This window comes from Paenibacillus luteus, from assembly GCF_006542765.1.
GTDB lineage: Bacteria > Bacillota > Bacilli > Paenibacillales > Paenibacillaceae > Pristimantibacillus > Pristimantibacillus luteus.
Map to the genome: position 1 here is coordinate 59,859 of NZ_SKCD01000022.1, position 13,462 is coordinate 73,320.

At 43.1% G+C, this 13,462-nt stretch carries 12 protein-coding genes; 2 read left to right on the forward strand and 10 right to left on the reverse strand.

What is annotated here, in order from left to right; all coding sequences use genetic code 11:
* Positions 1-183 precede the first annotated feature (183 nt).
* From E0496_RS17025 to E0496_RS17065, 9 genes are all read right to left on the reverse strand, one after another.
* Complete coding sequence (locus tag E0496_RS17025) at positions 184-1,740, reverse strand: response regulator (RefSeq protein ID WP_241674837.1); 1,557 nt, start codon at positions 1,738-1,740, stop codon at positions 184-186.
* Between the two features lie 19 nt (positions 1,741-1,759).
* On the reverse strand, positions 1,760-3,334 hold the full coding sequence (locus E0496_RS17030; protein WP_241674838.1) for a sensor histidine kinase: 1,575 nt from the start codon (positions 3,332-3,334) through the stop codon (positions 1,760-1,762).
* Positions 3,335-3,912: 578 nt separating this feature from the next.
* A complete protein-coding gene (locus tag E0496_RS17035) occupies positions 3,913-6,360 on the reverse strand; it encodes a glycoside hydrolase family 2 TIM barrel-domain containing protein (protein ID WP_141502978.1) in 2,448 nt (815 codons plus the stop codon).
* Positions 6,361-6,501: 141 nt separating this feature from the next.
* A complete protein-coding gene (locus E0496_RS17040; RefSeq protein ID WP_141502979.1) occupies positions 6,502-7,185 on the reverse strand; it encodes an SGNH/GDSL hydrolase family protein in 684 nt (227 codons plus the stop codon).
* A gap of 16 nt (positions 7,186-7,201) precedes the next feature.
* Positions 7,202-8,203 (reverse strand): alpha/beta hydrolase, encoded by a 1,002-nt coding sequence (locus E0496_RS17045; RefSeq protein WP_141502980.1) that lies wholly within the window; start codon positions 8,201-8,203, stop codon positions 7,202-7,204.
* Between the two features lie 250 nt (positions 8,204-8,453).
* Complete coding sequence (locus E0496_RS37190; protein ID WP_141502981.1) at positions 8,454-8,609, reverse strand: group II intron maturase-specific domain-containing protein; 156 nt, start codon at positions 8,607-8,609, stop codon at positions 8,454-8,456.
* A 388-nt stretch (positions 8,610-8,997) separates the two neighbouring features.
* Positions 8,998-9,567: a manganese catalase family protein gene (locus E0496_RS17055; RefSeq protein WP_139997396.1), complete on the reverse strand. Its 570-nt coding sequence runs from the start codon at positions 9,565-9,567 to the stop codon at positions 8,998-9,000.
* A 48-nt stretch (positions 9,568-9,615) separates the two neighbouring features.
* A complete protein-coding gene (locus tag E0496_RS17060; RefSeq protein ID WP_141502982.1) occupies positions 9,616-9,879 on the reverse strand; it encodes a spore coat protein CotJB in 264 nt (87 codons plus the stop codon).
* A 2-nt stretch (positions 9,880-9,881) separates the two neighbouring features.
* Entirely contained in the window at positions 9,882-10,109 is a 228-nt protein-coding gene (locus tag E0496_RS17065) for a spore coat associated protein CotJA (protein WP_141502983.1), read from the reverse strand.
* Between the two features lie 299 nt (positions 10,110-10,408).
* On the opposite strand from E0496_RS17065, the gene E0496_RS17070 reads away from it, so the two are divergent.
* Positions 10,409-11,293 carry an arylamine N-acetyltransferase family protein gene (locus E0496_RS17070; RefSeq protein WP_141502984.1) on the forward strand — a complete coding sequence of 295 codons (885 nt, stop codon included), beginning with the start codon at positions 10,409-10,411 and terminating at the stop codon, positions 11,291-11,293.
* Between the two features lie 31 nt (positions 11,294-11,324).
* On the opposite strand, the gene E0496_RS17075 is transcribed toward E0496_RS17070, so the two are convergent.
* Entirely contained in the window at positions 11,325-12,215 is an 891-nt protein-coding gene (locus E0496_RS17075; protein WP_241674839.1) for a helix-turn-helix domain-containing protein, read from the reverse strand.
* A gap of 48 nt (positions 12,216-12,263) precedes the next feature.
* Between E0496_RS17075 and E0496_RS17080 the strand changes: the two genes are divergently transcribed.
* Entirely contained in the window at positions 12,264-13,079 is an 816-nt protein-coding gene (locus E0496_RS17080) for an AraC family transcriptional regulator (protein WP_141502986.1), read from the forward strand.
* Positions 13,080-13,462 lie beyond the last annotated feature (383 nt).

Genomic DNA, 13,462 nt, shown 5'->3' on the forward strand with positions numbered 1-13,462 from the left:
CTTTCGTATCATTTTGATTAATTTCATTCTAAAGCATTACGAAAACAGCAACATTTAAATATCAGGCATTCCTCTTTTAAAATTCCGTCATTATTGATTATTAATTTAAAAATACAACCAACCAATTAAAAATGCCGAAGTTGGCGAGTTCCTCAGCCATCTTCGACATTTATATTAACCATATTATTCCTTATGATGATTCTTTCTATACTCCTGAGGGGTCATCAATACTTGTTTCTTAAATATCGTCGAAAAGTAAGGGAAATTGGTGGAAAAACCGACAGCCATTGCAATGTTGGTAATCGTTATGTCTGTGTTCTTCAGCAGTTCCTTCGCCAGATTAATCCGCTCTTGCAGAATGTAATCAGTAATCGACTTGCCTGTTTCCTTTTTGAATACCTTTACAATATAATCAGGACTAAGCCCGATATAATCGGAAATACACTGTCTGGACAAATCCTCATCGATATGAAGGGATATATATTTTTTTATTTTTTCAACGACCTTTTCATTCGCCCCCCCTTCCTTTGTATGCACAAACGCATTCTCTAGAACATCAAGCATCCATTCCTGTAAATCCTTTACGGAACGTGTTGCGACTTGTATTCGTCCTGGAGACAAATGAACGGACAGAATATCCTCGGCTCGGAAGCCCTGTTGCTGTAGGGTAGCCATAATCATCTGCAGAAAGCTCTGATAAAAGTGGGTGATCCATTTCACATCAAGACCTTCAATTCGCTTCCAAGACTCCAAAAATAACCAAGATTCTTCAATAAGCTTAGTTTTGTCATCTCGCTTATACATCTCTGACCATATATGGAAGGGAGGCATGGAGAGCTGAAATTCCTTTCTTTTTCCGTCTTCCAGTAATATTACACGGTCAGTAAAATTGACATAACTCTTCTGGAAATTAATCAAGCTTTCAACCATATCTCGAATTTCATGTACTAATGCGGTGGTCCCGATATAACAGGAAAGATGACAATAGAAATATTTATTACAAGCTTCGACAAAAGACTCGCAACGCGTTCTTATTCTTCTTCTTAATCGGGGAAGTTCCTCCTTCTCCCCATTCACATTCGGCATAATCACCAATATGCTTTCTTCATCGATCCACAAAAACTCTGACGAAGCATTATCTTGAATGAATGACTCCTCTAATGCATTTCTCAACGCATACTTCATAATTTGAGTATCGCGAGAGCTAAAGGACTTATCCCAATGTTGAACCCAAATGAGGACAGGCAAAAACGACATTGATTTTGAGTAAGGGATATTTAGTTTTCGAATGACTTCCTCCATGCGACTTGGAACGGAAGGAATAGCTTGACTCAAGACATCCCTCCAGAAAGTTTCGGTCTTAATCGTTGCCGATTCCTTTTCTTTTCTGATCTTCTCGATAGCCCTGATAACGGCATCCTCCAATTCATTTTTAGGAATGGGCTTCAATAAGTACTCAAAGCTATTCAGTTGTATGGCTCTTTTGGCGTAATTAAAATTCGGGTGTGCCGTGAGAAAAATACACTCCGTTTGCGAATATGACTCCCTCACCCACTCAACAAGCTCTAACCCATTTCCTTCTGGCATCTCGATATCACATATCAACAAATCAATCGGATGATTATCAAACACTTCTTTAGCCTGTCGTAGGTTATAGGCAACGAATACGCCCACAAAACCCAAGCGCTCCCAATTCACACTTGATTTAATTCCTTCTGCAATGAACATTTCATCGTCCACAATCAATAGTCTATACATTTCACATCTCCTCTTCTTTATACGGCAAAATGATGTCGATGACAGCTCCACTATCATTCGAGAAATCAATCTTAGTTTGTTCCTGAAACAGTAAGAGCAACCTGCGCCTTACATTCCAAATACCAATATGTTCTCCATCTTCGTTAGCTAGATTTATTTGTTGCTTTAACTGGTGCAGTACATCTTCAGAAAATCCTTTGCCAGTATCCCGGATATGAATTTTGATGAATCTTTCTTCAGAACATCTACCATTTGCGTTTATTATGATTTCGATATGAGTGGACTTATCTGTATTAATCGCATGCTTAATCGTATTTTCAGCAAAAGTTTGGATCATTAAAGGTGGAACTAAGCAATTATCCATACCTTCTTGAACGGAAATAGTGTAAGTCAAGCTTCCAGGAAAACGAAACCCCTGAATTTTTAAATAATTTTCGGTATGGTCCAATTCATCCCGCAGTCGAACGAAGTTCGTATTACTCCGAAACATAAATCGAAAATAACGAACCAAGGAAATAGATAATTCCTGTATTAAACTATATTTTTTTTCCTGTGCGAGATAGTAAACAACGTTTAAGCTATTCAGAAAAAAATGAGGATTTATCTGAAGCTGCAGATGTTTCAGCTCAGCTTTTTGGCTAATTAATTGCTCTGCGTATACATTAATTTTTAATTGTTGGATTTCGGAAACCATGCTGTTAAACGTCTCGTTCATCAGCTCGAATTCGTTGGAAGAAGGCAGTAGGTCAATTCTTTCTTCCAAGAACCCTTTTTTTATTTTTCGCATAGCGAATACAAGCCGATTAATCGGCACCAAAATGACCTTTCTAATAAAAAATAAAGTCGCCACTAATAGAAATGCAGATCCGACTATAATAAATAAAATAATTCGTTGAAGATACGGAAGTTTCTCCAGAATAGCCTCATCGGGAATAACGGCAACCAGTCTGAAATTCCCCCTCACCGAATGTTTATCGGTCACTAAATATTTTTCTTTTTGGCCCGTTATATAGTACGAATCTGATTTATTAATTAAGCTGATATGATTTTCAATAAAGAATGTCTCATCTTGAAGAGGTTCATCGTTATCGTCAACAATCACTGCTTTTCCATTGGTTCCTAAATTCAACAAATCAAGAGGTCCCATAATATCGTTCGCGTTAACGCCAGCCCCGATGTATACGTTTCCAGATTTAATGATATGAATAAGATAGAAACTCTCTTCCATTTTAACTGCTGTCCATTTGTCATTTGTATAGCCTTGATTCATGTCTTCATTCTTTAATAGGTTAACAATCACATGCTGAATTGAATCGTTCCCCGTGTATGCATGCCCAGTCGGTTTCGGAGCAAAAACCAAATCGTCATTTACTGTAGAATAAGCAAAGAAATAATCTAGACCTTTGTAATAGACACTATTATCGATTAGTTGCCGAAATAACAAATACTTTCCCATATTATAGAGATCAAGATTAGTCTCTTCTGAACGAGATAGAATGGAGAGCCCACTATCTTCTGATACGATCTTGTATAAATATCGATCAATATCATCTAAAGTGGCGTCGCTTAAATTCATGTAAAGGTTGACTAAATTGCTGTTGGATTGTGCCACCTGATTCCTTACAACCTCGATCGAGTACATGTTGTTGTAACTCAAAAATATTATTATAGGCATGATAATGATAACAAGGCCCGCGGTTAGTTTAAAGCGAATTGAATTAAATATTGTACGGTTTACTGACCTATATTTGATCATACACACCTTACCTTTATAAGAGATATACTTATTAAATAAGCAACTAACACATTAGTTTACCCGAAAATAATTTTATTAAATCGACCGTTGAAGGCCTGTATTGGTATTTCTCCACAATTCAGAAATCCTATTCATTATACAAGACAAACTGAACATTCAACCTTTGTTTTAATTATCTCCTGAATTAACATGAGTAATTCGAGAAATCTCCTTTTAACTACACAAATGAAGAAAAAGAACATCGTCCTGGATGTGGACGATGTTCTACTATCCGTAGAAAAACTTAATCAAAATCGATTCCTGAAACCATGTGAAGATAGAATGTTTAGCTCCGTTCACCATTCTCCAAAGGAGATTTTTCAAAATCTATAGAGTTACTTATCATTAAACTCTGTTTTTTAAAGTGCATTGATATGCACGGACTTTGGAGTACAGCCATCAGCCGTGACCGTCACTTTAATCACTCCGGCGCTGGTTGGACGAACAACTGCAAGGGCTCTCCCGTCGAAAGTCGAATGAAAGGTATCGAAAAAGTTTTCTTCCGACTTCGGATTGGCACTTCCGAATCCCTGCAGCATACCCGCACCTTCTACCGTGACGGATACCTTCCTATCTGCTGTGTTATACAGATTTCCTTTCACGTCTACCAAGCTAATCATAATAAACGACAGATCGTTGTCCGATGCGAAAATCTCTGTTCGATCCGCCTCCACCTTCAACATGATTTCACCTGTAGCCGAACAAAGCTTCATCCGACCCGTTTCTTGTCCATCGGTATAGGCTACCGCTACAATTTCCCCTGCATGATACTCCGTTTCGAACTCAACTATAAAGCGGTTCGGTTCACCTGCAACCGCCCTACCGGCCGATAAGCCATTCACCATAAATTCTATTTCTTCCGCATCGCTATACACTTCCACTTTGATCGGTTTACCTTCATACCCATTCCAGGACCAGCTTGATACGGAATCGCTCCAACTCCACATCATCGGAATCACTTCTTTTCCATAATGTAACGGCCTTTGAACTGCGATGTACGGTTGCTTGCGCAAACCAAATACAATTTCGCGATAGTATGATACAGGGCGTCGATTCCCTATGATGTCAATATCTCCGCACCAAGCCGTAAACCACGGATAGCTGCCTACAATGCCCGATGCTAATTCAGCTGGATTATAAACAACTCTGCCGATTCCAGACTCGCCTATATAATCCCAGCCAGTCCAGGTAAAATCGCCAATGATACGACTATTTTCTTTTACCATCTTCCAATTTTTATCTATATCACTAGGTTTCGTTTCACTACCAACAATCACGCGGTTCGGAAATTGTTCCATATCCATCAAGTAGCGCGCTTCCCCGTAGTTATATCCGGCAATGTCTGTATAAGCGAAGGATTCGGACGTATTTTCTTTAGCAAGATCGCTAGCCACGATTGCAGCCATATGTTCCCCCAAGTTATTCATCATCGTATTGATACCTTCACTTCCGCCTTCGCCGCTATTTGGTTGGTTTGCTTTCATCATTTTAACGATACCGTCCAATGAGGATACCATGAAGTTGATGGAATTCGTAATATATCGGGTGTCGTCAAGTGATCGGATTTTTTCGGCCATTTTGCGACCCCAAACTGAGTCAATCGGTCTTCCGGTTTCCGGAATTTCATTGCCGATCGTGTACATAATGACGCTCGGGTGATTGTAGTCTTTATCAACCATCGCTTGAATATCTTTCTCCCACCATGTTGGGAAATTAAGCGCATAGTCATGATCGCCTTTCGTCGAGGTCCACATGTCAAAACTTTCGTCCAGCACCAACATGCCTAGACGGTCGCAAGCATGAAGAAGCGCCTTGCTCATCGGATGATGCGCGCTACGCAGTGCATTGAAGCCTGCTCCCTTCAGGATTTCAATCCTGCGCTCCTCTGCCCGGTCTATGGTAGCGGCGCCGATTACGCCATTGTCATGGTGAATGCAAGCGCCCCGCAACTTAACGACCTCCCCATTAACACACAGTCCTTTATCTGGATCCACCGTTAACGAGCGAATTCCGAAAGTGTTCGCTTCCTCGTCCAGCAATTCCCCATCCGCCGATAAAATGCGGGTTTGGCATTGATATAAATTCGGTTTATCGACGCACCAAAGTTTTGGCTCTCTGACATAGATACGTTGCCTTAGCGTCGCGCTTTCTCCTGCGAAAGTCGTAATCGGCGAAATCTCTCGTTCTACAACATTGCCGTCTGAATCAACGATTTCCGTCTGTACGGTAACGGTTCGAGTGTGAAGGCCTTCGTTCTCGATCACAGTTGCCACGGTAACTACAGCACGTTCCTTATTAATATCGGGCGTCGATATTTTCACGCCATCCAGAGCGACATGTACCAAATTCCCCACAATTAGCCTGGTATTCCGATAGATCCCTGCACCGGAATACCAACGAGCGTCTTTAAGATTCATAGCGACGACTTTAATTTCATTCTCTTCACCATACTTTAGGAATCGATCCGCTTTAATATAAAAATTCGAGTACCCATATGGATGCTGACCGGCAAAATCACTGTTAATGTACACCATTGCATTCATGTAAACGCCCTCGAACTCAATGGTTACCCTCTTATCTTTGTACTCCAACGGTACGAAGAACTTCTTTTTATAGTCATAGCTCCCTTCCGGGAAGGAACCGATGCCGACGTTCCCGCCTTCCTCAGGTTTAAGTTTCTTGTTCCAGATCATGGCGTCATGCGGAAGTGTAATTTTCTTAGAAACTACCGGCGAAGCTGCAATTTCCGAGAAAAACCCTGCTTTCGGTCCTACTGTCCAATCATCGTTAAAGGAATTTCTAATCATAGTTTATCTCGCCTTTCATCTTGCATTAGTTAGTTTTAGTTCCCAATATATGACGTGATTACTTGAAAACTAGAAAACAACAAGCGCCGCAATCGCCTTGAGCCCTGTCAATGGTACCATTGATAGGAGAATACATAGATTCTACAAATAATTTTGAATGACTTCTTTTACAACCATATAACCTTCCGCATTCAAATGAAGACCATCATAAGTATATGTTGCATTTAATTCACCATTTGCATCAAGCAGTAATGGGTATACATCAATAAAAGTTATCTTAAGGTTTGCTGTCATATCTCTTATTCCTGCATTGATAGTTTGAATGATTTCGTTAGTCCGGGCCCCCATTACCTGCAAAGTGGTTTTGTTCACTTCTTCATTCGGATTTATCGGATACACGGATAGTACATAAAGTTTTACTTCGGACAGCGAGCTCAAAATTGATTTGCAAATTTCTTCTATTCGACGTACTATTTCATTTGGAGTGTCTGTGTCCATGGGATCATTCGTCCCGATCAGCAAAAAGACTTTTTCCGGTTTTAAGTCCAGAACTACATTCTGGAGCTTTTCCTGCAGGTCCCGCGTTTGATCACCTGCAATTCCTCTGTTGTACATTGGCTTATCGCTCTTCAGTAACTCGTGAATTGGGAAGCCTTCTGTAATAGAATCACCAATAAATACGACTCCGCTTTCTTTTGCATATTTGTTCAAGCCGACAAAGGCGTTGAGCTTCTGCGTATTAAGCATGTTAACTGCATTATTGATGACTTCCATCATAGTAGGGTCTACGTTTGAAAATAAATGATTCTGTTTGTTATCACTCATCAGAAAACCATCCTTTTTAGATTTTTTTTATAGCAAGAGGTATCGCTTTAAGATCGCATTCTAATTTTCTGACTGCCTCTTCAGAGAGCGAGATATAATCCCCACCCATCTCTAATATCACACGTATAGAACCCATCATGGTAAGCTCCGAAGGGTTATCTTTGAGTTCAGGGAGATCGATAATAATTCGTTCTTTACAAACCGGGTTATCCCATAACAATCCTATTTGAACATCCAGGTTGTATTCAATGATATCCTCAATTTTAGTGTGTATCAGCATTTCTCGGTTTGTATCAAACTCACCAAAAACATTCTTAATCCAAGCCACGCAGAGATCAAACCATTTTGACACGTCGTTATTTACCATCGTCCGCATACCAGATGATGAAAGAGGCTTAGCGAGCGACAATCCGTGATTTCCATTTTTAAATATATGAAGTTCAAAAGGGATTTTTTCTCTATCCATAGCAGTTGCAAAGGCTAGTGAATTATAAACTGGTACTACAGCATCCTCGAAGGTGTGGAAAATGAAGGCAGGGGGAGTCGCGGGATTTACAGCTTCATTCACAGCTGGAACTGGAAAGGCTAGAATATTACTCATGGATTCTAGAATACAAGGGTAACCTAAAATCAAGGCATTGGGCCTGATTTCCCCCATGGTACCCAGTGCAGCAGCCAAGTGCCCTCCTGCGGAGAACCCACATACGGCGATTTTATTTGGATCGATGCCCCATTCACTACTTTTATTTCTTATTAATTCCAAAGCTTCTTCCGCATCGTTTAGAGCCTTAGGAAACGATGCAGTTTCCTTTATCGAGTATCGCAAGATAAACGCATGATAGCCTTCAGCTAAGAAAGCCATTGCAACAGGTTCGGCCTCATGGTCCGCAAGCATTTGATAACCACCACCAGGTAATATGAGGATGGAAGGACGATTACGAGTATTAGAAAAAGGATCTAGCAAATACGTAGTTAACGTTACATTCTTATTGGTAAGATTTATGGTCGTTGTTTTCATAGTAGCTCTCCCATCTTTTACAGGTTATATGGTTTCTTCTTGTTCCTGATTCCACTGTGGTATCTGTTGTCGTTATCCCCTATATTTCTATTGCTACTATGCGCTGTAGTGATTACGCCTTAATACTGAAATCAAAAACACTGAGGCATAGAAGACTATTCCTCATTTAAAAACGTTTAAATCTTTTTAATCCTACTTCATTGTACTTGTATGTTTTACACTCAGCTTCTATATTTCCGTTATTTTTCTTTTAAATTTCAGTTATCTGGCTAAGGTGAGATTTATATAAGTGAGGATTCTTTTGGCAGAGCCTGTCGCAAATTTCGAGAAAGTAGTTAAACGAACCACGAATAACCGGATTTATTAACTTGGCTAATTCCTCGATGGAAACAGATTTATTGCACATAAGCTAGACCTTATCCCAGCGACCGCTCAAAATCTCTGGTTTCGACCGTACATTATCTTAACGACGTTTCATCAGTTCTTCACATTCGTTCATCTTCATGACACTTACCGCCCAATTCACTTGGCCTTTTCCAATTGCGCTCAGCACCACAACTTTTGATTGCAGCACCCAACGGCCGTTTAAAATCTACAGCTGAATGTCGATTCTAAGGGGCCTAACCTCATCTCATGCAAAGCTCGAAAAGCTGCTTTTATCACTCCATTCATTGCTGCTTTTCTTCAGGACACACTAAGCGTCAAACAGCCCCCACCTTGTCATCAAGTTGAGGGCTGTTTGACGCTTACCAAAAAACCTCCCCACAGCCAAAATCGCTGTAGAGAGGTTCCCTCTAATAAAAAATCTTCTCATCCCGTTTTTCCTTAAGGATTTCCACCGCTTCCCGAAACCGCAGCGAATGCACGATCTCGCGCTCCCGCAGGAACTTCAAGCTGTCCTGCAAATCCACGTCATCTGTCAGGTCAATCAGCCACTGATAAGTAGCGCGCGCTTTCTCCTCCGCTGCAATATCCTCATACAGATCCGCGATCGGATCGCCTTTGGCCTGGATATAGGCTGCCGTCCACGGAACGCCGCCTGCGTTCTCATAGAACAAAGCACTGTCGTGGGCAACGTAATGTGCGCCAAGCCCCGCTTTTTTCAATTGCTCAGGCGTCGCATCTTTTGTTAATTTATAAATCATCGTAGCAATCATTTCCAAGTGAGCAAATTCCTCCGTTCCAATATCCGTAAGCAAACCAATGACTTTGTCCGGAATCGTATAGCGCTGGTTTAAATAGCGAAGCGCCGCAGCAAGCTCGCCGTCGGCGCCGCCGTACTGCTCCATGAGGAATTTCGCCATTAAAGGATCACATTTGCTGACGCGTACGGGATATTGCAACTTTTTCTCATACACCCACATGCACGACACCTCCTCTACCGTATTCAGCAGCCAGAGACAGCTCCATCATCATACCTGCCAAGGCCAAGGCGCCTCATTCCAGGACCAAGGCACACCCGACAAGCTTTGGCCAAAATGCTTCAAAGGACCATATTTTGTCTCATATTGGTAAGCAATCTGGTGCCTGATCTCCGCGCAATGATTATATTGCTGTATAGCATTGCTGTCATTCGGGTGGGTATCCAAATATAAATTCAATTCAACCAGAACAAAATCGATCGCCTGCAGCTCGTGCAGCAGCTTGTAATAGTCCTCGTTCAAAACAGCGGACATCGTTAATCACCCGCTTCCAGTTTCGTATTTTTGGAATCATAAGGACTAAATAACGCGGGCCAGAGCGTTCCATATTTGAGCGCTTCATAGGGTGAGAACTGCGGCAAATTCGGAGGCTGAAAGGGGATAAATAATTGCGGCGGCGTGCTGAAGCTCTTCAGGCGGATAGGCGGACAGGGATCAAATGGACCAACAAAAGGCTTATAATAGCGAATCTGATTATTTTCCATGCGGTCTCCCCTCACAACGTTCTTCAAGGAATTATATGCCTCTAGACTTGGCTACCATGCATTAAAATGAGGTAAACCATTTCTGTATCGGTACAGATGACCCTTTTGTTCATTGTGGCCCGCGCTCATCTCCTTTACGATGATAACAAGCAAACGATCATGCAAATCTAATTCATTTTGACAAGCAAAAACGCCTTCGGCGTCCTTCCGACGCTAAAGTAGCTTTGACGGTGAAATATAAACCCTATATAACCTAACAAACTTATACATTCTTATCTTTATAAAAAGAGGTGCTCGCTATGTACACCATGTCCAAGGATGAAATTAAAGCTTATTTATATAGAATCGGTATCGTCGATGTCGAGGCTCCATCGAAGGCCTATTTATTCGAGCTTCATAAGGCTCATATCAAAGCACTCCCTTGGCAAACGATTGACATCTTTGCCCGCAAACCGGCTTCCATTGACTACAAGCAATCCATTGCGCTTGTTCTGGGCGGCCGAAGCGGTTACTGTTTCCATCTTAACGGAGCATTTAGCGTACTTCTCCGATCGCTTGGATATAGAGTTTCGATGCACCGCGCCGGTGTCCAGCCATTAGGAGCTGAGCCTCGTATCAACTCGTTCCATCTCGGACTTACCGTTAGCCTGCTTAATGAACAGCTGGAGGAAGAAACCTGGATTATCGACGCCGGGCTCGGAGATATGCCGTTTGAGCCGCTGCCGCTTAAATATGGTGAGTACAAACAAGCCCCGTTTGTTTATAAAGTGACGGCTTCTGGCATTGCCAAAGAGGGTTGGCGCCTGGAGCATGATCCGCAGGCTTCCATCACTGGGGTCGATTTTGATCCCATGGCGGTAGAGGATTTGGAGGAATTCAAGCCGAAACACGACTTTTATAGCCGCGCACCCGAGTCCCCTTGGTTTGATCTGTTCCTTATTCGGAATAGAAGCGCCGCAGAAGGCGCTGAGATCCGTGGCTGTGTCTTGAAGAAGCATGATCAGTATGGTGTTCACAAGACAGAGCTGCATACCAAATCCATGTGGCTCGAAGCGCTGGCTGATCATTTCGGAGAGAAATTGCTGAACTACAGCAGCGCGGAGAAAGATGAGCTTTGGTCGCGTGTACAGGCTGCACATGAAGATTGGAAGAGATCTACGGCCGGCACCCACAGTAACGGCTAAACTCATCCTTTGCGCAAATCGGCCATGCTCACTAGCTAATGGGAAGCTTGGCATATTCCCTAGGGCTCATGCCCATCTGCTGGCGGAATAACACGGCAAAATGGTTATAGTTGTGAAACCCGACGTCATAGGCGGATTCGGAGGCTGTCCGGCCAAAGTTCCGGATGTGCAAGGCAGCCTGCCGGATTCGCATCGCGTTGACCGTCTCCACAATCGTCGAGCCCGTTTCTTCCTTGAATAAATGCGACAATCTGGAACTCGATAACCCGACGGATTCGGCAATGTCCTCAATTCGAATGGTTTCTCTCATATGCTTGGACAAATAATGCAAGGTTTCCTCTACTCGTGGATCGCCTTTGCGCCTGCCCCGCTCTGCCATTAGCAATAAGATGCCGCGAATTTCATTCTCGCATATCGGCAGCCAGAAGGACCGCTGTTCCCGCGAATCTTGGATAATATTTTTTAGCGCCTGATAAACCCGCTTCTGCATTTGGGCTTTACCGACACTCTGAATAATAAGCTCTTGTTCAGGCAAATAATTGGTTTCAATCATGCCCGGAAAATGTGCCCAGATGAAATTCCAGTGGCTGCCTGCTACTGTCCCGTATTGGTGAGGCACGCCGCTGCGCAGCAGCACAAGATCACCTGCGGAGCAGCTCTCTTCTCCCGCCGGGGTTCGAAAGTAACCGTTGCCCTCTAGCGTATAGGCAAGGAGCCAATCCGTCATTCCCGCAGGACGAGTGGTCATATATCGGTCCGATTCATTAAAATGTCCGGCAAAGATCGTCCCGTATGTCGGCGAAGTATAATTTTGAAAGCTATCGTAATCAGTCATAGATGCGGCTCCTTTGCCTTTTACACCAGCATACTGCGCAGCTCCTGCGGTGGCAATGGCTTTATGTTGCGATTTTGTGCCTATCATTGATATAATGCGGCTAGTTCCTTATTATGCTTCCTTGAGGTGAATACGATGTCCAGCCTACCGCTCAACCTCTCTATTCAGGACATTGGCCATGCAACCGCCGGCTCAATCGTGTATCCGCCAGGAGGCCGGCTCGGCCCTCGCATTCAGCAGGATGTTCAGCTAGTCATGCTCTACACCGGAGAGATGAACGTTGAAATTAACGGAAGAATGGTCAGAATCGGCCCAGGCCATGTTGTGCTGCTGAAGCCCGGCTGCGAAGAAAACTTTACCTTCTCCAGAACCGAGGAGACTTGGCATCGCTGGATTGCTGTACATATTAACAAGCTGCCCGAAGAGACAAGGCAGCTCCTTGACCAACTGCCGGAATATCTGCCGCTCACGGAAGAAATGAACCGGCTGCTTGATTTAATGCTGAACATGCAGCGTTACGCCTCAGCAGAGGATCCGGCCATGATTAGCCTTGGATTAGCTGCATTATATCTCTATCCGACTGAATCTAGAAGAGCGCTGCTTGAGAAAGAGAAGCATCCGGCCATTTATCAGGTATTATCCCAAATCTATGAGCATTACATGGACGAATTGACGCTAGCCGAGCTAGCGGACCGCGTTGGATTGTCTCCCGAGCACCTGGTCAGGCTGTTTAAGCAGTATGAGCATACGACGCCAATTGCTTATTTATGGAGCTACCGCATTGATCGGGCAGTCGAGCTGTTAACCAGCACAGGTCTAAACGTGACTGAGATCGCCCACCGCTGTGGATTCAAGACCTCGCATCATTTTGCTAGAATGATCAAGCAAATAACCGGAAGAACCGCATCGGAAATTAGGCGATTATCTTGGAGCGGCATGCGAAAATCTTAAAGCAATCAAACAGCAGCCAGCCGGAATAAAACATTCCTGGGCTGCTGTTTTTACATGCTGGCCATGCTCTTCTTTGACTCACCCTAGGGTCATCCCAGCCCTTTGCATGCAAATACTTCGTCATCTACCAACAGCACTTTATGCATAAGGCAATCTCGCTTCTCCTTTATGGCTCTTCTACTCGGCAAGCACCAGATCATTCACCAGACACAAGCCACCAATAGACACATTTAGATGATTTTACCCCCCGCTCCGACCCATCCTTTTCTTACTGATCTTTCATAGTTATTTCTCCTTCAATTATCGAAGTCGTGAGAAAATCGACAAAGTGAACCGCTTAACTTTCCCCAATATACAGGAGAGCCTGCTTTCCTACAATTTAT

Coding starts and splice junctions, on each gene's coding strand:
- E0496_RS17030 (WP_241674838.1), bottom strand. CDS start 3,334: ATGAATTTAAGCGACGCCACTTTAGATGATATTGATCGATATTTATAC.
- E0496_RS17035 (WP_141502978.1), bottom strand. CDS start 6,360: ATGATTAGAAATTCCTTTAACGATGATTGGACAGTAGGACCGAAAGCA.
- E0496_RS17040 (WP_141502979.1), bottom strand. CDS start 7,185: ATGAGTGATAACAAACAGAATCATTTATTTTCAAACGTAGACCCTACT.
- E0496_RS17045 (WP_141502980.1), bottom strand. CDS start 8,203: ATGAAAACAACGACCATAAATCTTACCAATAAGAATGTAACGTTAACT.
- E0496_RS37190 (WP_141502981.1), bottom strand. CDS start 8,609: ATGTGCAATAAATCTGTTTCCATCGAGGAATTAGCCAAGTTAATAAAT.
- E0496_RS17055 (WP_139997396.1), bottom strand. CDS start 9,567: ATGTGGGTGTATGAGAAAAAGTTGCAATATCCCGTACGCGTCAGCAAA.
- E0496_RS17060 (WP_141502982.1), bottom strand. CDS start 9,879: ATGTCCGCTGTTTTGAACGAGGACTATTACAAGCTGCTGCACGAGCTG.
- E0496_RS17065 (WP_141502983.1), bottom strand. CDS start 10,109: ATGGAAAATAATCAGATTCGCTATTATAAGCCTTTTGTTGGTCCATTT.
- E0496_RS17070 (WP_141502984.1), top strand. CDS start 10,409: ATGTACACCATGTCCAAGGATGAAATTAAAGCTTATTTATATAGAATC.
- E0496_RS17075 (WP_241674839.1), bottom strand. CDS start 12,215: ATGATAGGCACAAAATCGCAACATAAAGCCATTGCCACCGCAGGAGCT.
- E0496_RS17080 (WP_141502986.1), top strand. CDS start 12,264: ATGTCCAGCCTACCGCTCAACCTCTCTATTCAGGACATTGGCCATGCA.